Genomic DNA, 23665 nt, shown 5'->3' on the forward strand with positions numbered 1-23665 from the left:
CCCGACGCTGCTGCTCCTGCTGCCCCGGCTCCTGACGCGGCTGCTCCGGCCCCCGAGGCATCCGCTGACACGGCAGCCCCGAAATCCCAGGAAAACCCGTACGGTCTGGGTGCTCTGTGGAACGGTGGCGACGTGATTTCCCGCAGTGTTCTGATCATCATGGTGATCATGTCTGCTGGTACGTGGATCATCATGGTCACGAAGTTCCTTGAGCAGTCCAAGGTGTTTGGTGCCTCCAAGGAAGCCGCTCGCGAATTCTGGACCAAGCCGACCGTTCAGGAAGGCGCTGCTGCCCTGAAGCCGGCCTCGCCGTTCCGCTACATTGCCGAGACCGGTATCGTTGCTGCCGAGCATCATGAAGGCTCGATGCGCGACGCCATCGATCTGCATAGCTGGACCGCCATGTCCGTTCAGCGTTCGGTCGACACCATCAACACGCGTCTGCAGGGCGGCCTTGCCTTCCTCGGCACCGTGGGTTCGACTTCGCCGTTCGTCGGTCTGTTCGGCACCGTCTGGGGTATCTATCACGCCCTGACCGCCATCGGCATTGCAGGCCAGGCTTCGATCGACAAGGTTGCCGGCCCGGTCGGTGAGTCGCTCATCATGACAGCTATCGGTCTTGCCACCGCCGTTCCGGCCGTGCTGGGCTACAACCTGCTCGTTCGTCGCAACAAGGGCGCCATGGACCGCGTGCGCAACTTCGCCGCCGACGTTCAGTCCGTCCTGCTGGGTGGCTTCCGTCACGGCGTCACGCCGACGACGAGTGGTGACCACAGCCCGACGACCACGACCACCAGCTCGCGAGTTGCCTGATCATGGCAATGAACGTCGGTGGGGGTGGTGAAGAAGACGAAGTCGTCTCGGCGATCAACACGACGCCGCTCGTCGACGTGATGCTTGTTCTTCTCATCATCTTCCTGATCACCATCCCGGTTGCGACGCATTCCGTGAAGGTGCAGCTGCCGCGCGACGCCAACCAGCCGACCCAGACCAAGCCAGGCAATGTCGTCCTGGCGGTCACGGCGAATGGTCAGGCGTACTGGAACGAAATTCCTCTGCGTGGTCATCAGGATCTGCTCGATCGTCTCGAGAAGGTCGCAGTCATCAAGCCACAGCCCCAGATTCAGATCCGGGGCGACGGCAAGGCACGGTACGAAGCTGTCGGCAAGATCGTTGCAACGTGTCAGGAAGCTGGCATCTATCGCATCGATTTCATCACCGAGCAGCCTCACTCCTGATTTCGGTCAGGACCCCAGCTTCAGGAAGGCCACGCTCTCAGGGCGGGGCCTTCCAGCTCCGTTTTTTCCAGAATCCGGCCTCTGCCGGTTTTCCGCCTGTTGGAGAGTTCTCTCATGGCCATGAGCGTCGGATCCGACAGCACGCATGAAGACGAGGGCATCGTCGATATCAACACGACGCCCCTGATTGACGTCATGCTCGTGCTGCTCATCATGCTGATCATCACCATCCCGCTCCAGACCCATTCGGTCGCGCTGGACCTGCCGCAGGGCAATCCGCCGCCGAGCACGGAAGAGCCCAAGGTCGTCACGGTTGCGATCGATTTCGACAATTCGATCAGCTGGAATGGCACCCCCATTTCTTCCGAGGCCGATCTCCAGGCTCATTTCATGGATGCGGCCAACCAGCCCGATCAGCCTGAAATGCATATTCACCCGAATCGTCTTGCCGATTACAAGACCGTAGCCCACGTACTCGCCGACGCTCAGCGTCTTGGTGTCAACAAGCTCGGCATCGTCGGACAAGACCAGTTCATGGAAGGACAGTAAGTGCGTTTTCCCCGTTGTTCTCGCGCCCTCCTTGCAGCCAGCTCGCTTCTGGCGGTTTCCTCTTTCGTGCCAGTCACTGGTGCCTTGCTGGTTCCTGCCGCGCAGGCTGAAGACCAGCTGAGCGCCAAGGTCGGCAAGCCGCTTCAGGACGCGCAATCGGCTCTCGGCGCGAAAAACTATGCCAAGGCCATGGCGGCTGTGGATGCGGCCGATGCCGTCGCGGGGAAAACCGATTACGAGAAATATACCATCGCCCAGATGCGCGCAGCTGTTGCGGCGTCTTCGGGTGATGTTGCAGCGGCGTCCAAGGCTTATGACGTCCTGATCGCCTCGTCGCGCACGCCTGCTGCCGCCAAGCAGCAGATGCTCATGGCCAATGCGACCATGGCTTATAATGCCAAGGATTACGCCCATGCCGTTCCGGCTATCGAGCGTTATCTGAAGCTTGCCGGTCCGAACGCGCAGATGCAGCTCTTCTGGTCCAGGCCTATTACCTGCAACAGGACTATAAGAACGCCGCCCGCGTTCAGCAGGACCAGATCAATGCCGAGATAAAGGCAAAGCGCGTCCCGAGTGAGAACCAGCTCCAGTTCCTCGCGACCTGCTACCACCAGATGAAGGATGCGCCGAACGAGACGCATGCCTATGTGCTTCTGGCAAAGTATTATTCCAAGCCCGATTACTGGGCGATGCTGATCCACAATCTCGCGGCAGATCCACAGATGCCGGATGCGCTACAGTTCAATCTTGAACGCCTGCGTATGGCCACCGGCGTGCTGAAGGACCCGTCAGACTACATGGACATGGTCGAGCGCGCTGTTCAGTCCGGTCTCCCGCAGCTTGGACTGAATCTGATGGATCAGGCTTACGCCTCTGGTGCCCTCGGAAAAGATGCCGGTGCCGCTCGTGAGGCCCGTCTGAAGGCGATGGTCGTCAAGCGCGTTGCGGAAACCAAGGCAAGCCTCGCAGCAGATGTCGCCGCTGCTCGCAAGATGCCGAATGCCGCGCCGTCGCTTACCGCAGGCTACAACCTGGTTCTGAATGGTCAGGTCGACGCAGGCCTCGCATTGATGCGTGAAGGCCTGACGAAAAACCCCGCAGCGCCTGAGGGTGCCAAGCTGGAATACGGCATGGCGCAGATGGATGGCGGTCGCAAGGATGACGCCATCAAGACATTTGCCGACGTTCACGGCGACCATGGATCGCAGGACCTGGCCCAGCTTTGGACGCTACTTGTAACGAAACCATCAAAGTGAGGTAAAGCGCGTTCAAACGCGCTACCCACTGTTGTTCTTGCGTTGTGTCAGACATAGATTGTATCAAATCTCGTTTACCACAGCATGATCGATGGGATAATGACGACAGTACCTCCAGCGCCTGACCTGCCGGCTCGTATCCTTATCGTTGAAGACGATCCCGGCATGCGAACCCTCATCCAGCGCGCCCTTCAGGGCGACGGTTTCCGGGTTCGCAGCGTGGCTTCCGGAGATGAGATGTGGGACGCCCTTGCGGTCGGTCCCGTCGACCTTCTCGTTATGGACGTGATGCTTCCCAAGACCAGTGGCATTGAACTCTGCCGCGCCATCCGTAACGGTCAGGGTACGAATCACCCCGGTGAATCGCCCCTCGCCCAGACCCCCATCATCATGGTCTCTGCACGCGGCGAGGAGCGTGATCGCGTCCTTGGTCTGGAAATCGGTGCCGATGACTACGTGGCCAAGCCTTTTGGCCAGCGCGAGCTTCTGGCTCGCGTACGCGCCGTGCTTCGCCGTGGTCAGGGCGCGGCCCCGACCGAGGTCTCCCGCAAGGAGACCATTCTGTTCGCCGGGTGGAAGCTCGATCTGCGCCGTCGCGAACTGACCGACCCATCCGGGGCAGTCGTCGATATCTCGGGCGCTGAGCATGATCTTCTCATCAGCTTCCTTGACAACCCGCAACGTGTCATCGCTCGCGATCGTCTGCTCGAACTGTCGCGCACCCGTCTGGGCGACGTCTCCGATCGCAGCATCGACGTTCTGGTCAGCCGCTTGCGCCGCAAGCTGGGTGCCGATGCCGACTCCCTGATTCGCACAGTGCGTGGTCTCGGCTACATCTTCGTCGCAGAAGTCGAGCGCGTCTGAGGATTTATGCCTTTCGCCCTGGGAGGGGGCAGCACGCCCCGCATCATTCGTCTCTGGCCTGTCGGGCTTGTGGGACGTGTCAGCGTCGTGCTGCTGGCGGCAGTTGTTCTTGTCTTCGTGGCCAGCGCATTCTTTTACGAAGAAGCTGAAACCTATATCGACGACGACAGCCGCATTACCCAGCTTGCAGAGGAGCTGAGTACCGATCTCAGGGTGTTGCGTACAACCCCGATCAGTCAACGTGGCCTGCTTGGGGCGCTCCTGTCCGATAACGGGATCAGTGTGGCCTGGCGATCCGCCAATCAACCTTTCGAGCTCGATCAGCCCCATCGGTTGCGTCACGTCGAAGAGGCCCTGATTGGCAATGATCGCGATCTGGCACGGGCAGACATTCGCGTCTGGGCTGATCGTGCTGACTCCTCGAGTATTCACGGCACATTGCAACTCGCTGACGGCAGCCGTCTCGTGTTTAACGTGCCAGGCATTCTGAAGCACCGTCACATGACTGGTGGTCTCGCGTCTGCGGCGATCACGGCAGGCGCCGTGGCGATTGCAGCAGCGATGATCGTTCGCTCGCTCAGCACGCCGCTACGTGCTTTGGCGCAGGTGGCTGACAGCATTGCGAAGTCCGACGACATGCAGTGGACGATGGTTGACGAACGTGGCCCACGTGAGGTGCGTGGGCTAGCGAACGCCATTAACAAAATGCAGCATCGTATTCGTCGGCTGATTAATGACCGTACTGAGATTCTGGCTGCGGTCTCACATGATCTGCGCACACCTCTGGCGCGTCTACGCCTGCGCGCCGGGTTCATGGACGACGAGGAGACCCAGACAGCGATCGAGGCCGATATTGATGAGATGGAGGCCATGGTAACGGGCGTTCTCGCTTACCTGGCAGGCGATCTCGACCCTGAGCCGATCAAGCAGGTCGATCTGGTTGCGATTCTCAACACGTTGCTCGATTCACAGAGCGATCGCGGCCGAGAAACGAGTTATACCGGCCCAGATCGGTGCCAGGCCTGGGTGAGACCGCTTGCCATCAAGCGTGTCTTTGCCAATCTCATCGATAATGCCTGCAATTACGGCGGTGATGCACATGTCACATTGGAGACTGCCGGTCAGGCAGCCTTGATCTCTGTGATCGATGATGGTCCTGGCATTCCTGAGGCCGAGCTCGAAAAAGTACTTTCGGCCTTTTATCGCGTCGAAGGATCGCGCTCGCGTGCGACGGGCGGCATGGGGCTAGGTCTCGCCATTGTCACCCGCGAAGTGGGCCGTGCCCGGGGCAAGGTCGATCTGCATAATGTGCCGGGTCGAGGGCTCTGCGTTCAGATCACCTTGCCACTTGGCGCAGCAAAGGTCTGAATTCGGGATAAGGGACTTGCGTAGTCGCGATTGATGGCACATCTCACAGCGATAACTGCGAATTGAGAGTCGTCATGTTCATCGAGACCGAGGATACACCCAACCCCGCCACCTTGAAGTTCCTGCCTGGTCGTGCCGTGACCGGCCATCGCGGAACGGCCGATTTTGCCGAGGCCAAGGCGGCAGAAGGGCGTTCTCCCCTTGCAACGACCCTTTTCGATGTCACTGGCGTGAGCGGCGTCTTCCTCGGCGCCGACTTCATCTCCGTCACCAAGGCAGACGAATTCAGCTGGAACACACTCAAGCCGCTTCTTCTCGCCGCGATCACCAGCCATTTCGAATCGGGTGCGCCCTGCCTCGAAGCCGCTGCCGAGACCCAGGAAGACGCGATTGCGCCGGAAGATGAGGCTGTTGTCGCCCAGATCCGCGAATTGCTCGATACACGTGTCCGGCCTGCCGTTGCGGGAGACGGGGGTGATATCGTATTCAGGGGTTACCGTGACGGCGTCGTGCGCCTGACGATGCAGGGTGCCTGTGCGGGCTGCCCTTCTTCGCGTGCGACGCTCAAACACGGTGTCGAGAACATGTTGCGCCACTACGTGCCTGAAGTGGTTGCTGTCGAACAGGTTGAGGATTGAAGACGTGAGTGAGAGCCATCCAGAGACCTTGCCGACGGCCCCCCTGGATGAGACTTCACTTGGTCAACTCTTCCGCCATGCGCGCTCGCCGCGTGGCTGGTCCGGGCTGGCTGTAGAGCGTGAAACACTTGTCGCGCTCTATGACCTGCTCAAGCTCGGACCGACTTCAGGCAATACCTGTCCGGCACGTTTCGTCTTCCTGACCTCTGAAGACATGAAGGAGCGTCTCAAACCCGCTCTCTCCGCCGGCAATATTGATCTTTGCCTCAAGGCACCTGTTGTCGCGCTGGTCTGTCACGATCCGCTTTTTTTTGAACATCTCCCGCGACTGAGCCGTGAACCCGATCTGCGCAACTGGTTTGCTGCCGATGTCGGCCTGTCGGAAGAGACCGCCTTTCGCAACGGCTCCCTTCAGGGCGGCTATATGATTATGGCAGCGCGCGCCCTCGGCCTGTCTGTGGCGCCGTTTTCAGGGTTCGATTCCTACGCCGTCGAGGAAATTTTTCTCGCCGACACAGGGTGGCGTATCAATTTTATCGCGGGCCTGGGCTATCCCGATGCCCAGACACTGCCCGAGCGCGCCATGCGTCTGGGTTTCGATGAGAGCTGTCTCGTCCTCTGATGCAGGCAGAGGGTTCAATGCTCAGTCTGGTGCTGAACGGCGCTACCCTTGGCGCCGGCTCGTGCGGAGACGTAGCGGCCTTTCTGGACGATGAGTGTGTTGCTCACGAGCGTCTGGAGGGTATTGGTGCGACTGCATCCCTTGCCGCAACCTGTCAGGCCCTGTTTCGCAGGCTTGGCTGGCAGAGCGGCCCTGATCGCATTATAGCGGTTACCGGGCCAGGCTCTTTTACCGGGCTTCGGGCCAGTCTGGCTCTTGCTGACGGTCTGGCCTTTGGCTTCGGGGCGACCCTGCATGGGGTGACGACCGGACAATGCTTCAGAGCCAACCCTGCTTGGTCAGAGAGTGTCTGTGTGACACAGGCAAGGCGGAACCGGGTCTTTGTCGAGTTCCCAGACGGCACATTCTGGCTGGCGCCCCGGCTGAGCTGGTCTTGCCGCCGGATAGCCGCGTGATCGGGAATGGGGTGTCTCTGCTTGAGGGGACGGGCTTCTTGCATATCGACGAGGCGCAGCCTGGTGTTGCTCTGATTTTCGCTGCGGGTTCGCGCGTGTCTGCCAGCGGCCCCTTGCAGCCTTTTTATATCGATGCGCCAGAGGCAAAGCCGCCCGCTCAAGGGTTGCGGCCAGCACCGCTTTCGTGACCGGTAATGCGGTCTGCATTTCTGGTGGTCCTCCTCACGCGTCACTGCTTGCTCGGCTGCATTACAGCTGCTTTGATGAAGGCGAGCGTTGGGGTGAAGAGGCTTTTTCGGGTTTGCTTACGACCCCTGGCACCCTAGCTGGATTGCTCTCGTCGGTGAAACTCCGGCTGGGTTGCTCATGCTGCGACATAGCCTCGACGAAGCCGAAATTCTGACTCTGGGTGTCAACGCTCAATATCGAAGGCAAAACCTTGCATCGAGCCTGCTCGATACAGGCTATACAGCACTCAGGAAGCTCGGCGTCACCACGCTTTTCCTCGAGGTATCAGTCAGGAATAAAGCGGCGATCGCGCTCTATCTGAAGCAGGGCTTCACCCTTTGTGGTCGGCGAAAGACATATTACGCCGATGGAAGTGACGCATCAGTGCTGCGCTATGATTTGACAAGCGTTATACGGTAATCGGAAGTCGCGCTTTCGCCAAGAGGCTGGCAATCGCATTGTTGTCCAAGTGTTCTGAGAAGAATTTCTACATTCCGTCGTGTTTCTTCACCGCGCAAAATAATTATCAAAGCTTCGCCATAGCTGCTTTTGTCCAGCGCAAGTCGGACGTGAACCGTCGTCATGGGGCAGGTCTTGTCTCGAATGTCTATAATTTTTGTGACCATAATATTTAAACTTTGCGAATAGTGCTGTATTTTCTTGAATTCGTCTTATCAATCAGTATATCTTCCCAAAAATATGTTCTTTGGGGAGAATTCACATGTCCGATGAGCCGGATAACTTGACCCTTCAAAAGCTTACTACACAGATTATTTCTGCATATGTGACTCACAACGAGATTGCAGGTCAGGATCTACCAAACCTCATCCGCACCGTACATCAGACGCTTTCGACTGTCGCGCATACCAAGCCCGAGACTGTCAAGCCAACCCCGGCAGTCCCACCCAAGAAGTCAGTCTTCCCTGACTACATCATCTGTCTTGAGGATGGCAAAAAGCTGAAATTGCTGCGTCGCCATTTGCAGACGGTTTACGACATGACACCGCAGCAATATCGCGAGCGCTGGGATCTGCCCCCCGAATATCCGATGGTGGCGCCCAATTATGCCAGCCATCGCTCGAATCTCGCCCGCAAGATCGGCCTGGGCCACAGGCGGTGAGAAAGCGACCCTTTGTCCTCTACTTAACGTTGGCAAAGGGCCAGTTTTTCGGCTACGCCCTATTTCATGGTATCTGAAGCGAAAGCTGACGCAAAGCGCAGCGGGCGGGCTCAGGATGAGTCGCGCATCGGTCAATTGTGCATCGAACGTGGCCTGAAAATGACAGGGCAGCGTCGCGTAATCGCGCGCGTCCTGTCAGAGGCTGAGGACCATCCGGATGTCGAGGAGCTGTACCGCCGTGCGTCGCAACTCGACAGTCGCATCTCGATTGCCACTGTTTACCGCACCGTCAGGTTGCTCGAGGAGAAGGGTATTCTCGAGCGGCGTGATTTCGGTGGCGGTCGTGCACGTTATGAGGCCAGTGAGCCTGGCCATCAGCATCATTATCATCTCATCGACGTCGATACCGGTCACGTCGTGGAATTTGAAGATGAGGAACATGCCGCCCTGATGGAGACGCTTGCGCGTCGCCTTGGCTTCGATCTTGTTTCTCATCGTCTCGAACTTTTTGGGCGTCGTCTGCCGCAGAAAGCGGGCGAGCCGACAGGTCAAGACTGATGAACGCCAAACCTTCGCATGCCGAGATGTTTCGTCTTCTGGTGACAGATGGCGAGAGCCTGGGGCGTCCAGCCAGTCTCTTTCCACACTCGATTTGGCGCGGGATGCCTTTCCTGAACTGCGAGGTGGTCAACTTGGTGTCAGAATCGCGACAACTGATGCCGAGCGTGAAGCCGCTCAAGCTTTGCGCTACCGCGTCTTCTTTGAAGAGATGGGCGCGCGCGCCGATGAGCGCACCGCACGACTGAAGCGCGATATCGACGATTTCGACGAGGTGGCTGACCATCTTCTCGTCATCGACCACGCTGTCTCTTCCGGTGCTGAAGGAGTCGTGGGCACTTACCGTTTGCTGACAAGCGACAAGGCAGCACTTCTCGGGCGCTATTACACGTCCAGCGAGTATGATATTTCGCCGCTGACCGAGTTTCCCGGTCGCCTGCTGGAAGTGGGTCGCTCCTGCGTCGATCAGCGTTATCGTGGTCGCTCTGCCATGCAGCTGCTCTGGCGGGGGATTGCGTCCTATATCTTCCTGCACCGGATCGATGTGTTGTTCGGCTGCGCCAGCCTGCCCGGAATCAATCCGGAAACCATGGCGGACGAGCTGACCTATCTTTACCATAACCATCTGGCCCCTCCGGCTCTGCGCATCCGTGCCTTACCCGACCGGTATGTCGATATGCAGCGCAGCGACCCGCATCTGCTTGATCATCGGAAATGCCTCTCCAAACTGCCGCCCCTCATCAAGGGCTATCTGCGTCTGGGCGGATTTATCGGCGACGGCGCTGTGGTGGATGAACAATTCAACACGACGGATGTTGCCGTGCTCGTCAAAAGCGAGCTTCTGGCGGATAAATATTACCGCCACTATGAGCGCCGTCTGAGGGACGCTCTCGAATAAACCAGGAGAACACAGTGACTTTCCGGCTCTGGAATTCTCCCTTCCCGCCGAGCCGGCTTCCATTTTCCACCGGGAAAATGATTCTGGCTGACCTTTTCGTCGGGGCATTTTCAGCCCTGGCGCTACCGCCCCTCTTTTTTCTGCCGTCGCTGGCACTGGGGCTCCTCTATCTTTATCGTTGCACACAGGACGCTTCTAGCGCGCGCCAACTGGCGCTTCACGCCTTCTTTTTCGGCCTTGGCTATCACACTCTCGCGCTTTCTTGGCTAACGAACGCCATCCTGACTCGTGCCCACGAGTTCTGGTGGGCTGTGCCGATTGCGGCACCCGGATGTGCGTTGATTCTGGCGCCGCTCGTCGTGGCGCCGGTTCTGCTCTGCCGTCTGGTGCCTTCAGGTCTGCCGAGAATGATCCTGCTGGCGGCGCTCTGGACGCTGGCCGACATGGCGCGTGTCTTCATCTTCACGGGGTTTCCCTGGAACCCGACTGGCAGTGTGTTCGAGCTGCCAGGTGTGCTGGGCGACATTCTGATTCAGCCCGCTGCATTCATCGGTGTCGACGGCCTGACCTTTCTAGCCGTTCTAGCCGGTCTTCTGGTGTGGCACGGTCGCAAGGCCCGTGTCTTTCTGGCAGGGTTTTTCGCTGTCTGGATCGGCGCAGGCTGGTATAGACTCGCTCATCCAAGCCTGTTGCCGGTTACCAATCCTGTGGTGGCTTTGCTGCAGGGCAATCTTCAGGAACGCGATATTCTCTCCCGTTCCGGAGCGATGAACGCTTTCAGGCTCTATCTGCGTCTCACGAGCGAGGGGGTTGCCAAGGCGCGCACTAGCGCTGTCGACCGCAACGTCGTCTATCTCTGGCCGGAATCGGGCTTTCCCGGTCTTCTGGATGAAGATGAGGCTGCGCGTCGCCTCATTGCTCAGGCGGGTGATGGTGCCTGGGGTATGATCGGTTCGGACAGGCGCGATACCGAAAACCGTTTTTACAACAGCATCATGGCGCTGGATGAAAGCGGTCAGATCGAAGCAGTCTACGATAAGGCAACGCTCGTCCCCTTTGGCGAATATCAGCCGCGTCATATCCCGTTCAATTTGCTGCCCGATCAGTTGACGCCTGGAAAAGGACTCGCAACCTGGTCTCTCCCGGCATTGGGCGCAGTCGGCCGATGGTCTGTTACGAGATCATTTTTTCAGGGCATGTGATCGGGGCTACCCGTCCGAACTGGCTGGCCAACGTCACCAATGATGCCTGGTTTGGAAATAGTGCCGGCCCGCGACAGCATCTTGCGACGGCCAGAATGCGCGCTGTGGAAGAAGGTCTGCCTGTCGCTCAGGCGGCAAATATGGGCATCACGGCTGCTTTTGATGGCTCGGGACATGAACTGGGCCGATTGCCTTGGGGGCGGGCAGATAGTCTTGTCATTGCCTTGCCCTCGCCTCAACTGCCGACCATTTTTTCTCGTTACGGAAGGAGCCTGCCAATAATTCTGTGTGCATTTGGGGTTGTTCTGGCTGTTTTCCTTGGGCGCTATCGAAAATAGATAATAAAACGTTAACTCACTGCGATTGGCGCTTGTGATTAACCCCAATATGAGTCCTTGTGCATGAGTAATACCACGAAAAGCGCTTCGGCTGCTGGCCCGATAGACGCCCTTGTGGGAGCGCGCATTCGGTTGCGCCGGACTTTACTGGGAATGTCTCAGGAAAAGCTTGGCGTTGCGCTTGGACTGACATTCCAGCAGGTGCAGAAATACGAGAGGGGGGCCAACAAGGTCGGGGCCAGCAGACTTTATGAGATGTCTCGTGTGCTGAACGTCCCTATCGGATTTTTTTTCGATGATCTGACTGGCAACAATGAGTCTGGACAGTGCGCGAGCCTCGCGCCTGGCTTTTCTGAGGTTCCGCCCAGTTTCAGCAGCAAGGCTGGCCACGCGGTGCATGATGCCCCACATCCGAGGAACGACGGAGCTGACTTTATTCTTGATGAGGCCTCGATCGAACTCCTGCGCGCATTTCAACGCATCTCTGACGAGCGCGTCAGACGTCAACTTGTCAATCTGGTCAAAAGCATGGGGGCTTCTAAATAGATCGATCAAAATACGATGGTCCATAGTCCCATCTGGCGTCATCCTTACTCCCGGCGCAAAACCTGATCGGTCAGGAAAGACGCTAGCTTGCCTGCTACGAAATCCTTCTTGAGTTGGCCCTCGTCATATTCATGCTCGACCCAATGCAGAAAAGGAACACGGCCCTCCGCCTGGCTCTGATAGCGTAACACGAACGCATCCAGAATGCCGGTACGGGCGCGATTGAAATGGCCGAAGCGCCAGTGAAGCTGCCTGAGGGCCTGCGCCGCACTGCCTCCCTCGAACAGAATGACCAGTGCTGACGCCAGACCGGCCCGATCGGCCCCGGATTTGCAATGCATCAGCATTGGCATGTCGATGGATTTGTAAAGACCGGCAAAGCGCAATATGCGATCGCGATGTGGGGCGCCGCGACTTTCGAAGGCCATGTCGACATGAGCGAGACCAAGTGTCTGCGCGGCATTGCGCGAGAGGGCGTCTGAGCCGCAGCGACGATGACCGCGCAGATTGACCAGCGTGTGCAGCCCCAGGCGGCGCTTCAGCCGTGCGAGCCGTGCCGGTGTGGGGTGGTTGCAGCGATAGACCTTTCCCGGCACCACAGTCGCCAGATTTGTCCAGGGCAGGCGAAAGATCGCATGATCGACAAACAGACTGTCGATCCACGCCTTGCGGCGGCCACGGGGTGAGGCAAGCGATCCATCGAACACGAAAAACTCTCCTTGAGACAATCTGCCTTGCCTGCCGCAGCGGCGCCCATCCGTCAATTGCCGCGCGTGGGCGAGGTTGATACAACTCGTTCCATGCGTGCCCTTTCGCTTCTCTTCTTGATGACGGTTCTTACCGGCTGCGCGGCAGAGACGTTTGGCCCGCCCAAGCCCGATCTTGCCGTCAACGGTCCGCCCGGCCATCCGCCAGGCCGCCCGCTTCATCGCGACCGTATGGCGCGTGCCTATGCCTCTCTTCCCATCGCTATTCCGGGCATGGACGGGCAGTCGGGGCCACCCATGCTACCCGGCCTTGCGACGGAGACGGTCACCAGCGAGGTCAAGCCGCAATACGCGGTGCCTGACGCTGAAGTATCTTACGGCAAGAAGGATGCGGGGCATGAGTGAGTTTGTGACCGGACAATACGACCCGCGGGCACGCGATTACGTGCAAAGCGCAGTTCATGCTGCGGGCGCCGATCTCGACCATATGGCCGCGCTTGTGAAAAGCGCCGGGGTGGACGTCGTTCTCGATCTCGGCTGCGGTGGCGGGCATGTCAGCTACGCTGTTGCGTCTTATGTTGATCGGGTTGTGGCGTGTGATCCGACAGCGAGCATGGCGCGCGCGGTTCAGGAAGAGGCATACAGGCGTGGTCTCGCTCAGGTGAGCCCGGTTTGCGGCTTTGCCGAGAGCCTGCCTTTTGCCGATGCGTCCTTCGGTGCCGTCCTGAGTCGTTTCAGCGCGCATCACTGCTGATGTGGAAACCGGACTGAAGGAATGGCGACGGGTGTTGCGCCGTGGTGGGATGGGAATTCTGGTCGACACGGTTGCCCCGGAAAACGCGATGGCCGATTCCGTATTACAAACGATCGAAACGCTGCGCGATCCGTCCCATATGCGTAATTACAAGGTCTCAGAGTGGCGCCGCCTGCTTGCAGCCGCCGGTTTCGAGGTCGAAGCCGTTACCAGCATGCGGTTACGTCTCGATTTCGCGTCCTGGGTGGCGCGTACGAAGACGCCAGCCCTCCATCAGCAGGCCATTCTCTCCCAGCAGCGCGCGACCAGCCCGGCCGTAAGGAAGGCTTTGGAAATGGACGAAGACGGCAGTTTCACGTTGGACACAGCCCTTTTCGTCCTGCGCTGACCCCTTTTCGGGGCCGCGCCTGCAAAGCTGTCTGTCAGTCTGAAATGCGACGTGCCTCTTCTGGCAGCATCACAGGAATGCCGTCGCGCACGGGGTAAGCCAGTCCGGCACCCTTGCTGACGAGTTCCTGTGCATTGCGGTCATAAACCAGCGCTTCCTTGGTGACCGGGCAGACCAGCATGGAGAGAAGGCGGGGGTCGAGGTCCTGAGCCATAGACTTGATCCTGAACTATATGGGAGGCCGAACGGGTGCAGTGCCGGGTCAACAGACGCGACGCCACGCTCGGACGTAGGTCCTTGTTTGATAGAGTCGTGCGCTGCTCAGGAAAAGAGCAGGGCGGAGAGCTTGCGACGGGCCGGAAGCGTTGCCGGGTCGCTGTTTCCCCAGGCTTCAAAGAAGCGCAACAGCTCGGCCTTGGCGGCCCCTTCATTCCATTCACGGTCTTGGCGCAGGATCGACAGCAATGTGTCGGCAGCTTCTGCCTTGTCACCCGCGCCGTTCAGCGCACCGGCAAGACGAAAGCGCAGGGCGAGGTCATCAGGCGCGGCGGCACATTCGGCGCGAAGCCCATCCAGAGCCGAGGCAGCCTGACGGCTTTCCTTGTGGAGAGCCAGAGCAGAGCGGGCACCGGAGACGCTGGGGTGCTCGGCCAGCTTGGGCGGCACCTGACTCAGGCTTCATCGGCGCCTTCATCGTCATCGAGAGCGATCAGGGCACGGATCATGCCTCCCCAGCCTTCGGGGTTCTCTGGCTCCATTTCCAGCAGTGACGCATAGAGACTGGCCGCTTCTGCTGCTTCGCCGTCCTGCAATGCCGCATTGGCGGCGGCGAGCAGATCGGCGCTGGGCATGGTGGCCCCGCTCGCCTTCAGGATCTGCTCGATAAAGCGACGTACTTCGCTCTCGGGCTGAGCGCCCTGCATGATGTCGAGAATCTGGCCCTTATAGAAAGCGGCGACCAGGGGTATCGACTGGATGGGCAGGCCAATCTGCCCGAGCTGTGCGGCGAGCGCGGCGTTGGCCTCGACATCCACCTTGACCAGCTTGACACGACCACCGGCTGCCGTGACAGCGCGCTCGAGGATGGGCGTGAGCTGTTTGCACGGACCGCACCAGGCGCCCAGAAATCGACCAGTACCGGCAGCTCGCGGCTCGCTTCCAGCACTTCCGGCATGAAGCTGCGCTGGTCGGCATCGACGATCATGGCGCCAGCATTCTTTGGCGCGCCCGGCGCACTCTGTGGTTGGGGAGGGTTCTGCCCGATGATGTAATCCATGGAATCTCTCTGTTTCAGGGCAGCGCCGGTGAAGGGCGCCGCCGTCCGATAAGCTTGGCTACAAGATTGTTCTGAAGCCCTTCGGAAGCAAGCCCGATAGGATAAGCCTCGGAGAAAGTGAAAAAAAACGAGTTTTTCGAAAAAACCCTCTTGCGCCCCATCGCTCCAGGCAATATTAACCCGTCCAACGGAACGCGGGCGTAGCTCAGGGGTAGAGCACAACCTTGCCAAGGTTGGGGTCGTGGGTTCGAATCCCATCGCCCGCTCCAGACAAGACTTTGCATTGTCTGGAGCGTTTCTTCCGAAATCCAAATAAAAATCTGAATTTTCTGCTTGGACTGTAGTCATTACTTTCTCACTTTGACGTGAGAGTTCTGCTGTGAAGTCCTTGCCTGCTAACGAACCTGTCTCTTCGCGCAGGAATTTCCGTTAGAGGAAAGGTTGCGTTCAGAAAATAAGAAATTAAACCGATGCTGAGAAACAAAAGAACAGCACGGCGAAAATTTGAGACAAAAATCTTCTTTTTCAGAAATAAGCCGTCCAGTCCGTTCTGGATTGCCTCTCTTGTTCGTGATCGCGTACGTATTTTGTATGACGATTACGGCACGCGCCTCTGATGACGAGCCGCAACCTAAACGCGAGCAATGGTATACTGGTTCGCTCATTTCGCCGTCTGGTCCGCAGTTCAAAGCGGGTGTACTCGGCATCGAACCCTACCTCACCTATAATCAGGCAGTTGATTATCTGGGCGCCAACGGGGCGAGTGCGCCGATGGATGGCGGTCAGAGAACCGTCAGTAACTCGACCATGGTCAAATACGGTCTGACCGATCACATCAGCATCCAGATTTTTCCGGCCATAAGCTATGGCTGGAAGAAACATGACGGCAATACGAGTGGCCTGAAATTCGGCGACATGCCGGTTGATTTCCTGTGGCGTTTCCTCGACCCGGATCCCAAACGTTATATCCCGGTCATGAGTCTTTTCGTCGGTATGCTCATGCCGACGGGCGATTACTCCAACTTGGCCGCAGTCAGGACGGTGTGGGTAACGGTGCCTATGTTTTCCGCACGGCGCTGGTCGAGCAATCGACCTACGAACTGGCTCATGACTATACGCTGCGCCTGCGCATGTGGGGCACGTTCCGGCGTGCGGTCAGCTCGGCGCAACTCGTGGACATGACGAGCTATGGCACGACGAAAGGGTTTGTCGGACGCGGGCGCCCCGGTATGAACGGGCAGACCGGGTTCTCACTCGAATTCGGGTTCAATCAGCGCCTAGTATTGGCGGTCGATATGGTACGTGACTGGTCCAACGGGTCGCGTGTCTGGGGCTCCTATCGTGACGGACGCCGGATTGACCGTGTGGGTGCCTCCTCAGGGGACTGGATGGTGGCCCCGGCTCTCGAATATAGCTGGTCGCCGCGCTTTGGTGTGATTGCTGGCGCCTCGACTTTTTTTTGCGGGCCATAATACGAACCTGACCGTCGCGCCACAGATCGCCGTTAACATGATGTTCTAAGGGCGCCTAGCGCCGGTTAACCTGCCTTCAGGGCTTGCCTTGTGAAAGGGAGCGCGTCACGCTTCCTTTCATTCTAGCTCCTGAGGAAAACGGCACCATGGCGGCTGAAGGCCAGTCTCGCACCCTGCATCGCCAGCTCGGGCCGTTCAGCCTGTTGATGATGGGTATCGGCAGTGTGGTTGGCGCCGGGATCTATGTTCTGCCCGGTATCGCGGCGGCCCATTATGCCGGCCCTGCCGTCTCTCTTTCTTTCGTTCTTGCTGCGATAAGCTGTGGTTTCATCGGTCTGTGTTACGCCGAGCTTGCCTCGGCCCTGCCCGGTGCCATGGGGGGCGCCTATGGTTATGCACGCTCGATTCTGGGTGTCGGTCCGGCATGGTGGGTCGCTTGGATGCTCGTGCTGGAATATGCGCTGGCCGGCTCGGCCGTATCCGTCGGTCTGACCGGCTATCTTGCCGGGCTACTCGCCTCCTGCGGCATTGCGCTGCCTGGGGCCATCGCGAACTCGACGGTGATCTGGCGTGAGGGCGGATTTCATCTCGCTGGCCAGATCAATGCGGTCTCGCTCGCGCTTGTTCTCGTACTGGGTCTGATTCTCACGAGAGGTATCCGTCAGGCGAGCCGAGCGAATGGCGCCTTCGTGCTGCTAAAACTGGCTGTCCTGATCGTGTTTGTCTCGGTGGGGTGGAGCCATGTCAGGCCCGCACTGTGGCACCCGTTTCTCCCTGAATCGGAAGGTGGGTTTCACTTCGGTCTGGCCGGCCTCCTGCGTGCGGTCGCGGTGGTGTCCTTCGCCTATCTAGGCTTCGACTCGATCTCGATTGCGGCCTCCGAGGCCCGTAATCCGGGGCGCGATGTGCCTTTTGGGCTGATCGGGGCGCTGGCGATCAGTGCCGTGCTCTATGTCATGGTCTCGCTGGTCATGACGGGGCTGGTGCCGTTTCGTGCGCTTGATGTCGCAAGCCCGGTCGCCCTCGCCGTGCAGGCTCTGGCCATGCCGTCTCTCGGGTTCGTGCTCCAGTTCGGCTCGGTCGTCGGCCTTGGCTCTGTTTTGTTTGTAAGCCTTTATGGCCAGTCGCGCCTTTGCCATATCCTGGCGCATGACGGGCTGATCAGCGAGCGTTTCAGCCGGGTTGCCCCCGAAAGCGGCGCGCCCGTGCCGGCTATCGTGCTGACAACGGCCCTGACAGCCCTCACAGCAGCATTATTGCCGATCGCACTGCTCGCCGATCTGGTCAGCATCGGCACCATGATTGGTTTCGTGGTGATTGCGCTCGCCGTCATGAAGCTGCGTGGCGATGCGACCCGTGTTCCGGCACGTTTTCGCGTGCCTTTGCCCGGCATGCGCGTCGGGTCTTTCTGGATCGGGATCGTGCCGGTGCTGGCGATTCTGACCTGTTTGATCAATCTCACGACGGTGTTGAGCGATCTCGTCGCACAAAGCCTGAGAGGCGACTGGATCCCGCTTGGATTTCTGGCGTTATATTGTGTCGCAGGCTGGGTGCTCGGACGTAAAACCGCCAAGGCGTTCCAGAAAGCGCAATGAAGCGAGGGGAAAGTGGTGCCGACACTCGGAATTGAACCGAGGACCTACTGATTACGAATCAGTTGCTCTACCCCTGAGCTATGTCGGCGTCCTTGGCGCGGTGCTATAGCCGAGACTGCTCGGGACTGCAACAGGGCAAACACCTATCTCTCAACGGAATCGTTCGCTACACTATGCTTCATGTCTGATCGCTTCCATAAGCGTCTGTGGCGCAACGCCGTCACGATGACTTCTTCTGTGACGCCATCCCCGACTCTCAAGGTCGTGGAAGGGCTGCGCGAGTGTCCGTTCTGCGGGCTTTTCCAGACGGTGCCGCGTTTGAAGCGTGGGCAGGTGGCGTTCTGCACGCGTTGCGATGCCCAGCTTGCCAGGCGCAGGCACACGGCGCCCATTGCGGCCCCTACAGCCTTCTGCCTTGCTTCGGCCGCGCTCTATCTGGCCCTGCTCATCACCCAGTTGCTGACCATCAACGTGCATGGTCGCGTAAATACGGTTACGATTCTGACAGGGCCGATCGAGCTCGGGCGCGAAGGTTTCGGCGAGATCGGCTTTATCGTCGGGCTGACCACCCTTATCATGCCCGGCATCGTGATTGCGCTGATGGGGGCCATCCTTATTGGCGCCAGCAGACGGCATCTGCCGGATTGGGCGCCGCGACTGCTCTCCTGGTATGACAGGCTGCGCGAATGGTCGATGATCGAGGTGTATATCCTCGGTGTGTTCGTCGCCTACACGAAGCTGATCGATCTTGCGATCGTCGATTTGCAGGCGGGTGTGTTTCTGATTGCCGCGCTCATGATCACCATGGCGGCCACCGACTCTACCCTCGATGTCGAGCGTATCTGGCATAATCGCGATATCCGCGAGGAGATGGAAGACGGCAAAGGGCGCATTCTGCCGGTCGAGCATCTGACCGCCACTGATGAGTCGATGCCCCCATTGCAGCATATGCTCTCCTGCCATTCCTGCGGGCTGGTCATGGCCTTCGATCATGAAGTGCCCCGCGAGGGCGATATGGGCGACTGCCCACGCTGCCACCAGATCTTGCGTCGACGCAAATCGAACAGCCTGACCAATGCGGCGGCCCTGCTTCTGGCAGGGATCATCTGCTACATCCCGGCTAACCTTCTGCCGGTCATGACCTATACGAAGATGGGTCAGGCCGATACGAGCACGATTATCCATGGTGTGATCGAGCTTTGGCAGTCCGATTTGATTCCGCTTGCGCTGCTGGTGCTGTTCGCCTCCATCACGGTTCCGGTACTCAAGATTGTGTCTCTGGCCGCTATGGTGATCGGCACCTGGCGCAAGCAGAAAAGGGGCTTGCGCCGTCTGACCAAACTCTACCGTCTGATCGATCTGATCGGGCGCTGGTCGATGATCGATGTTTTCATGATCTCAATTCTGGTTGCGATCGTGCATTTTAACTTTCTCGCCAATGTTCTCGCCGATCCCGGTGTGGTTTTCTTTACGATCGTCGTTATCGTGACGATATTCGCGGTGCATAGCTTCGACCCACGCAGCATGTGGGACGCCGCAGGGGAAAACGGTCCGGTTCCGGCTCCCGACGAGGCAACACAAAATTTCGACCTGGGAGGGATCTCCGAGGGCGGCACTTCATTTCCTCCTCACGATATGGAGCCTGAGCGCGCGTGAGCGACCAAAACGATCAATCCCGTCAGAACTCATCCGCGCCCCAAAAGGCCGGGATCAGAAAGACACGCTTCTCGGTCATCTGGCTGATACCGATCCTTGCGATCGTGATCGCCGGCTGGCTGGCGTGGAGAAGTTTCGCTAATCGCGGGCCGGACATCACCATTACCTTCGACACGGCCTCTGGCCTGACGGCGGGGCAAACCCAGGTCAAGAACAAGGCTGTGACGCTAGGGACGGTGCAGGATATCAGCCTGACCCCGGATATGCGTCGCGTCATCGTTCATGTGCGCATGAATGGCGACACTGAAGACATTCTGACCGATCACACGCGCTTCTGGGTGGTACGTCCGCGCATCAACGGTGCCAGCATCACGGGGCTCGAAACCCTGCTTTCGGGTGCCTATATCGCCATTGATCCGGGTGAAAAGGGCGGCCGCTACGAGAGCAACTTTACGGGGCTCGAAGCGGCGCCCGGCGTGCGTTCCGACCAGCCTGGCTCGACCTTCATGCTGGTGACACCCACACTTGGGTCGATCGGTGAAGGGGCACCTGTCTTCTTCCGCGACATGTCCGTGGGTGAGGTGCTGGGTTATACCATGCCGCCGGGCGGCGAAGGCCCGATCATGGTCCAGGTTTTCGTCAAATCGCCTTACGATCATTATCTGCGCACCGATACGCGTTTCTGGAATGTCTCAGGCGTGCAGGTCGGGCTCGGCGCTGGCGGCCTCAAGGTCCAATTGACCTCGCTTCAGGCACTGCTTTCCGGTGGCGTCGCGTTCGGTCTGCCGACGCGTCGGCTCAAGGTCGACGCGCCTCAGGCTCCTGCCAACTCTGTTTTCAGGCTCTATGGCAGTCAGGCCGAAGCCGATAACGCGCGCTATCATCAGAGGGTTAAGGCGGCGACCTATATCGACAGCTCGGTCAAGGGCCTCACCGCTGGCGCGACGGTCAGCATGTTCGGTATTCAGGTGGGCAGTGTGACCGATGTCTCGCTCAAGGTGAACGAGAAAGACGCAACGGCACGCGTGCGCGTGGAAATGGAGCTGGAACCGGAGCGCGTGCTGAACTCTGAAGAGAGTTCGCGCGACTCTCAGCACAGGCTGCTGCAGGCTTTTGTCAACAGGGGCATGCGTGCCTCGGTTGAAAGTGCCAGCTTCCTGACGGGCGAATCGATGATCGGCCTGCAATTCGTGAAGAATGCCAAGCCCGAGAACCTGACTTATGAGGATGATGTCGCAATTATCCCAAGCCAGCCGGGCGGTTTCGATGGTATCATGGCCTCTGCTGCGACGACCATGGACAAGGTGGCTGCCATGCCGCTCACCCAGATTGGTGAGCATCTTAACGATTTGCTGGCTCATGCCGATCAGCGTCTCGCCAGCCCGGAAGTGAAGCAGTCCATCGTCGCCCTGCGCGACTCGCTGCGCCATATTTCCGAGCTGACCCAGAACGCCGATCAGGCATGAAGCCGTTGCTCAAGAAGCTGCCCGAGATGAGCGATGCGCTTCAGGGTACGCTGAAGAACGCGCAGGTGGTGCTGGCCAGCTATGGTGGCGATACCGATTTCCATCGCGATCTGCAGGCCATGATCACCCAGCTAGGGCAGGCAGCACGGTCGATCCGCTTCCTGACCGACTATCTGAACCACCATCCTTCGGCACTGATTACGGGACGCCACTGACGTGAAGATGCTTCTTTCTCTCCGCTCGCACCGCGCCATGCGCCGTCCCGTCGCTATTGCCGCCCTGTCGCTGCTGATGGCGACAGGGCTGTCGGCCTGTGGCAGCGATCCCACGCTTTATTCCATTGCCCCCGTACCGGGAGCCGCCCAGCCGGGTGGTCCGGTCGTGGTCGAAGTGCGCACGCCTGTCGTGACAGCCAGTCTCGATCGCGACGAAATCGTCAGACAGGACAAGGATTACAAACTCGGCATCGCCAAGGGCAATGCCTGGAGCGAAGCGATCGGTGACATGATCGGTCGCGTTCTGACGCAGGATCTGGCGCAACGTCTGCCGGGAACGACTGTTTTTGCGCAGAACGATGCGGTCTCCACCAAGCCGCTCGCCTTCGTCGAACTGACGGTAACGGCGTTCAATGCCGATCAGCAGGGGAACGCCTCGCTGGTCGGTACACTCTCCGTGCATGGAGACAAGCCGGGCATCGGTCCGAACCTGACCGTGCCGGTTCAGCTCCAGACGCATCTGGACAATAAACAGGCCAATACGCTGGTCGCCGGGCTGAGCACGCTGACCGGGCAACTGGCCGATCAGGCAGCACAGAAAATCCGCGCTCTGCCGGTATTGCCGATCACACCGTGATGGCTCTGGGGGCGCCTCCCTGACCCGGCAAAGGGATGCGCTCTCTCGATACGGCTTTTGGGTATAAAAAAACCCGCCTCCTTTCGGGGGCGGGTTTTTTCAGGCTTGTCGCCGGACGATCAGAGCTTTTCGACCTGAGTATAGTCGAGTTCCACAGGGGTGGAGCGACCGAAGATCGAAACGCTGACCTTGAGGCGCGAACGCTCTTCGTCCACTTCCTCGATAACGCCGTTGAACGAGGTGAACGGGCCATCGGCCACGCGGATCTGCTCGCCGATCTCGAAAGTAAGGGCCGAACGTGGACGCTCGACACCTTCTTCGGCCTGCTTGAGCATACGCTCGGCCTCAGCCTCGGTGATGGGCGAGGGGCGGTTGCGCGTGCCCAGAAAGCCGGTGACCTTGGGGGTGTCCTTGACCAGATGCCAGGCATCGTCGGTCAGTTCCATTTTGACCAGAACATAGCCGGGGAAGAACTTGCGCTCGGCATTGATCTTGCGACCGCGGCGCACTTCGGTCACGTCCTCGGACGGTACCAGAACTTCCTCGAACTGATCGCTCAGACCTTTCTGAGCTGCCTGTTCCTTGATGTGAGTGGCAATCTTCTTCTCGAACCCGGAATAGACATGCACGACGTACCAACGCTTAGCCATGGTTGTTCGTCTTAGCCTCCAATGCCAAAGAGTTCGCGCACGCCAAGCCCGATGACCTGGTCGACGACGAAAAAGAAAACAGAGGTGAGGGCAGCCATGGCCAGCACGGCACCCGTTGTGACCAGCGTGTTGCGACGGGTCGGCCAGGTAACCCTGATCGCCTCCGCGCGTACGTCTTTCAGGTATTGCACCAGATTGAAACGGATTGCTGGTTTCGTAGAAGGTTTCGGGGCGTCTTTCGAGGGGCCACCCTTAGAGGGCGAAGACTGCTGCGACCCGTTTTTGGGGGTAGTGACCGACACCGTCATCCTCATATTTATCTGAAAGCCGCGCGTGGCGGAATACCGCGCCCGACTCCGCTCGCTGACTTTATCAGCCAGCGGCTGCGGCGTGGTGGCAGGGGCGGAGGGTCTCGAACTCTCAACCTCCGGTTTTGGAGACCGGCGCTCTAGCCAATTGAGCTACACCCCTAACGTCGTCCGCCTGGTCAACCTTCACAGATGAAGTATCCGATCCGATTGGGTCATGACGAGACCACTTGCGGCGTAATGCGGCGCCAGAGCGCTTAAGTCAAGAGATCATTTGCAGTTTTTCGGCCAAAACTGTCACTTGCTTCGCGCCGGGATCAGCGTTAGGGAGAGCCATCAGCTGAAGCGCGGGCGTAGCATAGTGGTAATGCAGTAGCCTTCCAAGCTTCTGAGGAGGGTTCGATTCCCTTCGCCCGCTCCAGCCGATCTCCCCGATATCCAGATCAAGTCGTCTCCGGTCGCTCTTATTCCGTCTCACAGGGTTTGTGGCTGGCCGTCGCCGAGGCGAATTGCGTGATCATGAGCGCCACTGGTGCGTCGCCGACATTGCCCGACAGGTGGCCGAGATGACCTTCCTTGTCAGCCTTGGCTCCGACATCCTCACTTAGCAGGGCATCGCCAGGATTAAGCTCCACGCGCGTGCCATCCATGCTCTGCACGA

33 protein-coding genes, 4 tRNA genes and 2 pseudogenes are annotated in these 23665 nt (G+C 59.0%); 29 read left to right on the top strand and 10 right to left on the bottom strand.

Annotated features, from left to right (window positions below):
- From JCM25414_RS14960 to JCM25414_RS14995, 9 genes are all read left to right on the top strand, one after another.
- Positions 1 to 813: MotA/TolQ/ExbB proton channel family protein (locus JCM25414_RS14960; RefSeq protein WP_025842172.1), on the top strand; the 813-nt coding region annotated here is incomplete at its 5' end.
- Positions 814 to 815: 2 nt separating this feature from the next.
- Positions 816 to 1238 carry an ExbD/TolR family protein gene (locus tag JCM25414_RS14965; RefSeq protein ID WP_025842173.1) on the top strand — a complete coding sequence of 141 codons (423 nt, stop codon included), beginning with the start codon at positions 816 to 818 and terminating at the stop codon, positions 1236 to 1238.
- Positions 1239 to 1352: 114 nt separating this feature from the next.
- Positions 1353 to 1787, top strand: coding sequence for an ExbD/TolR family protein (locus JCM25414_RS14970; protein WP_025842174.1), 435 nt, complete (start codon positions 1353 to 1355; stop codon positions 1785 to 1787).
- Positions 1788 to 2342, top strand: coding sequence for a hypothetical protein (locus JCM25414_RS25500; protein ID WP_242403629.1), 555 nt, complete (start codon positions 1788 to 1790; stop codon positions 2340 to 2342).
- Between the two features lie 59 nt (positions 2343 to 2401).
- Complete coding sequence (locus JCM25414_RS25505) at positions 2402 to 3043, top strand: hypothetical protein (RefSeq protein ID WP_242403630.1); 642 nt, start codon at positions 2402 to 2404, stop codon at positions 3041 to 3043.
- Between the two features lie 99 nt (positions 3044 to 3142).
- The gene (locus tag JCM25414_RS14980) at positions 3143 to 3907 is read left to right on the top strand and encodes a response regulator (RefSeq protein WP_025842175.1); all 765 of its coding nucleotides are present in this window, start codon (positions 3143 to 3145) and stop codon (positions 3905 to 3907) included.
- Positions 3908 to 3913: 6 nt separating this feature from the next.
- Complete coding sequence (locus JCM25414_RS14985; protein ID WP_025842176.1) at positions 3914 to 5275, top strand: ATP-binding protein; 1362 nt, start codon at positions 3914 to 3916, stop codon at positions 5273 to 5275.
- A gap of 74 nt (positions 5276 to 5349) precedes the next feature.
- Positions 5350 to 5913, top strand: coding sequence for a NifU family protein (locus JCM25414_RS14990; RefSeq protein ID WP_025842177.1), 564 nt, complete (start codon positions 5350 to 5352; stop codon positions 5911 to 5913).
- Positions 5914 to 5941: 28 nt separating this feature from the next.
- Positions 5942 to 6535 (top strand): malonic semialdehyde reductase, encoded by a 594-nt coding sequence (locus JCM25414_RS14995; RefSeq protein WP_035443664.1) that lies wholly within the window; start codon positions 5942 to 5944, stop codon positions 6533 to 6535.
- 14 nt (positions 6536 to 6549) lie between these two features.
- Here the strand turns inward: JCM25414_RS14995 and JCM25414_RS25510 are convergent, their stop codons facing one another.
- On the bottom strand, positions 6550 to 6849 hold the full coding sequence (locus JCM25414_RS25510) for a hypothetical protein (RefSeq protein ID WP_242403631.1): 300 nt from the start codon (positions 6847 to 6849) through the stop codon (positions 6550 to 6552).
- Here JCM25414_RS25510 and JCM25414_RS26855 point away from each other — a divergent pair.
- The 3 genes from JCM25414_RS26855 (at position 6739) to JCM25414_RS25515 (ending at position 7638) form a co-directional block, all read left to right on the top strand.
- Entirely contained in the window at positions 6739 to 6990 is a 252-nt protein-coding gene (locus JCM25414_RS26855; RefSeq protein WP_369346106.1) for a hypothetical protein, read from the top strand. The two genes, JCM25414_RS25510 and JCM25414_RS26855, sit on opposite strands and share 111 nt — an antisense overlap.
- Positions 6987 to 7178 carry a hypothetical protein gene (locus JCM25414_RS23850; RefSeq protein ID WP_025842180.1) on the top strand — a complete coding sequence of 64 codons (192 nt, stop codon included), beginning with the start codon at positions 6987 to 6989 and terminating at the stop codon, positions 7176 to 7178. Before JCM25414_RS26855 ends, JCM25414_RS23850 begins: the two co-directional genes overlap by 4 nt.
- Before the next feature lie 178 nt (positions 7179 to 7356).
- A complete protein-coding gene (locus tag JCM25414_RS25515; RefSeq protein ID WP_242403632.1) occupies positions 7357 to 7638 on the top strand; it encodes a GNAT family N-acetyltransferase in 282 nt (93 codons plus the stop codon).
- On the opposite strand, the gene JCM25414_RS26860 is transcribed toward JCM25414_RS25515, so the two are convergent.
- Positions 7611 to 7844 carry a sulfurtransferase TusA family protein gene (locus JCM25414_RS26860; RefSeq protein WP_081775966.1) on the bottom strand — a complete coding sequence of 78 codons (234 nt, stop codon included), beginning with the start codon at positions 7842 to 7844 and terminating at the stop codon, positions 7611 to 7613. The genes JCM25414_RS25515 and JCM25414_RS26860 overlap by 28 nt on opposite strands.
- A 95-nt stretch (positions 7845 to 7939) precedes the next feature.
- Between JCM25414_RS26860 and JCM25414_RS20960 the strand changes: the two genes are divergently transcribed.
- The 6 genes from JCM25414_RS20960 to JCM25414_RS15035 all read left to right on the top strand — a co-directional run bounded on the left by JCM25414_RS20960 (position 7940) and on the right by JCM25414_RS15035 (position 11880).
- The gene (locus tag JCM25414_RS20960) at positions 7940 to 8338 is read left to right on the top strand and encodes a MucR family transcriptional regulator (protein WP_035443665.1); all 399 of its coding nucleotides are present in this window, start codon (positions 7940 to 7942) and stop codon (positions 8336 to 8338) included.
- 66 nt (positions 8339 to 8404) lie between these two features.
- Complete coding sequence (locus JCM25414_RS15020; RefSeq protein WP_025842181.1) at positions 8405 to 8896, top strand: Fur family transcriptional regulator; 492 nt, start codon at positions 8405 to 8407, stop codon at positions 8894 to 8896.
- A gap of 94 nt (positions 8897 to 8990) precedes the next feature.
- A complete protein-coding gene (locus JCM25414_RS15025) occupies positions 8991 to 9794 on the top strand; it encodes a GNAT family N-acetyltransferase (RefSeq protein ID WP_035443666.1) in 804 nt (267 codons plus the stop codon).
- A 77-nt stretch (positions 9795 to 9871) separates the two neighbouring features.
- On the top strand, positions 9872 to 10996 hold the full coding sequence (locus tag JCM25414_RS20965; protein ID WP_242403633.1) for an apolipoprotein N-acyltransferase: 1125 nt from the start codon (positions 9872 to 9874) through the stop codon (positions 10994 to 10996).
- Positions 10942 to 11334 carry a nitrilase-related carbon-nitrogen hydrolase gene (locus JCM25414_RS25520; protein WP_242403639.1) on the top strand — a complete coding sequence of 131 codons (393 nt, stop codon included), beginning with the start codon at positions 10942 to 10944 and terminating at the stop codon, positions 11332 to 11334. Before JCM25414_RS20965 ends, JCM25414_RS25520 begins: the two co-directional genes overlap by 55 nt.
- A 63-nt stretch (positions 11335 to 11397) precedes the next feature.
- Entirely contained in the window at positions 11398 to 11880 is a 483-nt protein-coding gene (locus JCM25414_RS15035; protein ID WP_035443667.1) for a helix-turn-helix domain-containing protein, read from the top strand.
- Positions 11881 to 11924: 44 nt separating this feature from the next.
- Here the strand turns inward: JCM25414_RS15035 and JCM25414_RS15040 are convergent, their stop codons facing one another.
- Positions 11925 to 12587, bottom strand: a complete 663-nt coding sequence (locus JCM25414_RS15040; protein WP_025842184.1) for a tyrosine-protein phosphatase — start codon at positions 12585 to 12587, stop codon at positions 11925 to 11927.
- 120 nt (positions 12588 to 12707) lie between these two features.
- Between JCM25414_RS15040 and JCM25414_RS15045 the strand changes: the two genes are divergently transcribed.
- From JCM25414_RS15045 to JCM25414_RS26870, 3 genes are read left to right on the top strand one after another with little or no spacing between them, the layout of a single operon-like run.
- On the top strand, positions 12708 to 12992 hold the full coding sequence (locus tag JCM25414_RS15045; protein WP_148301141.1) for a hypothetical protein: 285 nt from the start codon (positions 12708 to 12710) through the stop codon (positions 12990 to 12992).
- The gene (locus tag JCM25414_RS26865) at positions 12985 to 13341 is read left to right on the top strand and encodes a class I SAM-dependent methyltransferase (protein WP_369346102.1); all 357 of its coding nucleotides are present in this window, start codon (positions 12985 to 12987) and stop codon (positions 13339 to 13341) included. Before JCM25414_RS15045 ends, JCM25414_RS26865 begins: the two co-directional genes overlap by 8 nt.
- Before the next feature lies 1 nt (position 13342).
- A complete protein-coding gene (locus JCM25414_RS26870; protein WP_369346103.1) occupies positions 13343 to 13729 on the top strand; it encodes a class I SAM-dependent methyltransferase in 387 nt (128 codons plus the stop codon).
- Between the two features lie 34 nt (positions 13730 to 13763).
- Here JCM25414_RS26870 and JCM25414_RS15055 read toward each other — a convergent pair whose 3' ends face one another.
- Together JCM25414_RS15055 and JCM25414_RS20975 are read right to left on the bottom strand one after the other, a co-directional pair.
- A complete protein-coding gene (locus tag JCM25414_RS15055; RefSeq protein ID WP_025842186.1) occupies positions 13764 to 13943 on the bottom strand; it encodes a Trm112 family protein in 180 nt (59 codons plus the stop codon).
- Positions 13944 to 14050: 107 nt separating this feature from the next.
- Positions 14051 to 15005: pseudogene (locus JCM25414_RS20975) on the bottom strand (tetratricopeptide repeat protein).
- A gap of 194 nt (positions 15006 to 15199) precedes the next feature.
- Here JCM25414_RS20975 and JCM25414_RS15070 point away from each other — a divergent pair.
- The 4 genes from JCM25414_RS15070 (at position 15200) to JCM25414_RS15080 (ending at position 18072) form a co-directional block, all read left to right on the top strand.
- Positions 15200 to 15274 (top strand) — tRNA-Gly (locus tag JCM25414_RS15070).
- A 301-nt stretch (positions 15275 to 15575) separates the two neighbouring features.
- Positions 15576 to 16187, top strand: a complete 612-nt coding sequence (locus tag JCM25414_RS25525) for a hypothetical protein (RefSeq protein WP_242403634.1) — start codon at positions 15576 to 15578, stop codon at positions 16185 to 16187.
- On the top strand, positions 16178 to 16477 hold the full coding sequence (locus JCM25414_RS25530; RefSeq protein WP_242403635.1) for a hypothetical protein: 300 nt from the start codon (positions 16178 to 16180) through the stop codon (positions 16475 to 16477). Before JCM25414_RS25525 ends, JCM25414_RS25530 begins: the two co-directional genes overlap by 10 nt.
- Before the next feature lie 146 nt (positions 16478 to 16623).
- The gene (locus JCM25414_RS15080) at positions 16624 to 18072 is read left to right on the top strand and encodes an APC family permease (RefSeq protein WP_025842187.1); all 1449 of its coding nucleotides are present in this window, start codon (positions 16624 to 16626) and stop codon (positions 18070 to 18072) included.
- Positions 18073 to 18085: 13 nt separating this feature from the next.
- On the opposite strand, the gene JCM25414_RS15085 is transcribed toward JCM25414_RS15080, so the two are convergent.
- Positions 18086 to 18160 (bottom strand) — tRNA-Thr (locus tag JCM25414_RS15085).
- A 92-nt stretch (positions 18161 to 18252) separates the two neighbouring features.
- Here JCM25414_RS15085 and JCM25414_RS15090 point away from each other — a divergent pair.
- From JCM25414_RS15090 to JCM25414_RS15100, 3 genes and pseudogenes are all read left to right on the top strand, one after another.
- A complete protein-coding gene (locus JCM25414_RS15090) occupies positions 18253 to 19728 on the top strand; it encodes a paraquat-inducible protein A (RefSeq protein WP_025842188.1) in 1476 nt (491 codons plus the stop codon).
- Positions 19725 to 21409, top strand: a pseudogene (locus JCM25414_RS20985) (PqiB family protein). Before JCM25414_RS15090 ends, JCM25414_RS20985 begins: the two are co-directional and overlap by 4 nt.
- Before the next feature lie 7 nt (positions 21410 to 21416).
- Entirely contained in the window at positions 21417 to 22046 is a 630-nt protein-coding gene (locus JCM25414_RS15100) for a PqiC family protein (RefSeq protein WP_242403640.1), read from the top strand.
- 119 nt (positions 22047 to 22165) lie between these two features.
- Here JCM25414_RS15100 and nusG read toward each other — a convergent pair whose 3' ends face one another.
- From nusG to JCM25414_RS15115, 3 genes are all read right to left on the bottom strand, one after another.
- Positions 22166 to 22696, bottom strand: a complete 531-nt coding sequence (gene nusG, locus JCM25414_RS15105; RefSeq protein ID WP_023979810.1) for a transcription termination/antitermination protein NusG — start codon at positions 22694 to 22696, stop codon at positions 22166 to 22168.
- Positions 22697 to 22707: 11 nt separating this feature from the next.
- The gene (gene secE / locus JCM25414_RS23185) at positions 22708 to 23004 is read right to left on the bottom strand and encodes a preprotein translocase subunit SecE (protein WP_081775967.1); all 297 of its coding nucleotides are present in this window, start codon (positions 23002 to 23004) and stop codon (positions 22708 to 22710) included.
- 86 nt (positions 23005 to 23090) lie between these two features.
- Positions 23091 to 23167 (bottom strand) — tRNA-Trp (locus JCM25414_RS15115).
- A gap of 184 nt (positions 23168 to 23351) precedes the next feature.
- Here JCM25414_RS15115 and JCM25414_RS15120 point away from each other — a divergent pair.
- Positions 23352 to 23425: transfer RNA gene (locus JCM25414_RS15120), tRNA-Gly, on the top strand.
- Between the two features lie 43 nt (positions 23426 to 23468).
- Here the strand turns inward: JCM25414_RS15120 and JCM25414_RS23855 are convergent.
- Positions 23469 to 23663, bottom strand: a complete 195-nt coding sequence (locus tag JCM25414_RS23855) for a cupin domain-containing protein (RefSeq protein WP_206777964.1) — start codon at positions 23661 to 23663, stop codon at positions 23469 to 23471.
- Between the last annotated feature and the right edge of the window lie 2 nt (positions 23664 to 23665).

Origin of the sequence: Asaia platycodi JCM 25414 (genome assembly GCF_000614545.1) — a bacterium.
In the GTDB taxonomy this organism is placed as follows: domain Bacteria; phylum Pseudomonadota; class Alphaproteobacteria; order Acetobacterales; family Acetobacteraceae; genus Asaia; species Asaia platycodi.

Coding starts and splice junctions, on each gene's coding strand:
- JCM25414_RS14990 (WP_025842177.1), top strand. CDS start 5,350: ATGTTCATCGAGACCGAGGATACACCCAACCCCGCCACCTTGAAGTTC.
- JCM25414_RS20965 (WP_242403633.1), top strand. CDS start 9,872: ATGATTCTGGCTGACCTTTTCGTCGGGGCATTTTCAGCCCTGGCGCTA.
- JCM25414_RS25505 (WP_242403630.1), top strand. CDS start 2,402: ATGAAGGATGCGCCGAACGAGACGCATGCCTATGTGCTTCTGGCAAAG.
- nusG (WP_023979810.1), bottom strand. CDS start 22,696: ATGGCTAAGCGTTGGTACGTCGTGCATGTCTATTCCGGGTTCGAGAAG.
- JCM25414_RS15100 (WP_242403640.1), top strand. CDS start 21,417: ATGCTTCTTTCTCTCCGCTCGCACCGCGCCATGCGCCGTCCCGTCGCT.
- JCM25414_RS14980 (WP_025842175.1), top strand. CDS start 3,143: ATGACGACAGTACCTCCAGCGCCTGACCTGCCGGCTCGTATCCTTATC.
- JCM25414_RS14985 (WP_025842176.1), top strand. CDS start 3,914: ATGCCTTTCGCCCTGGGAGGGGGCAGCACGCCCCGCATCATTCGTCTC.
- secE (WP_081775967.1), bottom strand. CDS start 23,004: ATGACGGTGTCGGTCACTACCCCCAAAAACGGGTCGCAGCAGTCTTCG.
- JCM25414_RS25515 (WP_242403632.1), top strand. CDS start 7,357: ATGCTGCGACATAGCCTCGACGAAGCCGAAATTCTGACTCTGGGTGTC.
- JCM25414_RS15035 (WP_035443667.1), top strand. CDS start 11,398: ATGAGTAATACCACGAAAAGCGCTTCGGCTGCTGGCCCGATAGACGCC.
- JCM25414_RS15090 (WP_025842188.1), top strand. CDS start 18,253: ATGTCTGATCGCTTCCATAAGCGTCTGTGGCGCAACGCCGTCACGATG.
- JCM25414_RS20960 (WP_035443665.1), top strand. CDS start 7,940: ATGTCCGATGAGCCGGATAACTTGACCCTTCAAAAGCTTACTACACAG.
- JCM25414_RS14970 (WP_025842174.1), top strand. CDS start 1,353: ATGGCCATGAGCGTCGGATCCGACAGCACGCATGAAGACGAGGGCATC.
- JCM25414_RS15055 (WP_025842186.1), bottom strand. CDS start 13,943: ATGGCTCAGGACCTCGACCCCCGCCTTCTCTCCATGCTGGTCTGCCCG.
- JCM25414_RS15080 (WP_025842187.1), top strand. CDS start 16,624: ATGGCGGCTGAAGGCCAGTCTCGCACCCTGCATCGCCAGCTCGGGCCG.
- JCM25414_RS26865 (WP_369346102.1), top strand. CDS start 12,985: ATGAGTGAGTTTGTGACCGGACAATACGACCCGCGGGCACGCGATTAC.
- JCM25414_RS14965 (WP_025842173.1), top strand. CDS start 816: ATGGCAATGAACGTCGGTGGGGGTGGTGAAGAAGACGAAGTCGTCTCG.
- JCM25414_RS15020 (WP_025842181.1), top strand. CDS start 8,405: ATGGTATCTGAAGCGAAAGCTGACGCAAAGCGCAGCGGGCGGGCTCAG.
- JCM25414_RS15045 (WP_148301141.1), top strand. CDS start 12,708: ATGACGGTTCTTACCGGCTGCGCGGCAGAGACGTTTGGCCCGCCCAAG.
- JCM25414_RS26860 (WP_081775966.1), bottom strand. CDS start 7,844: ATGGTCACAAAAATTATAGACATTCGAGACAAGACCTGCCCCATGACG.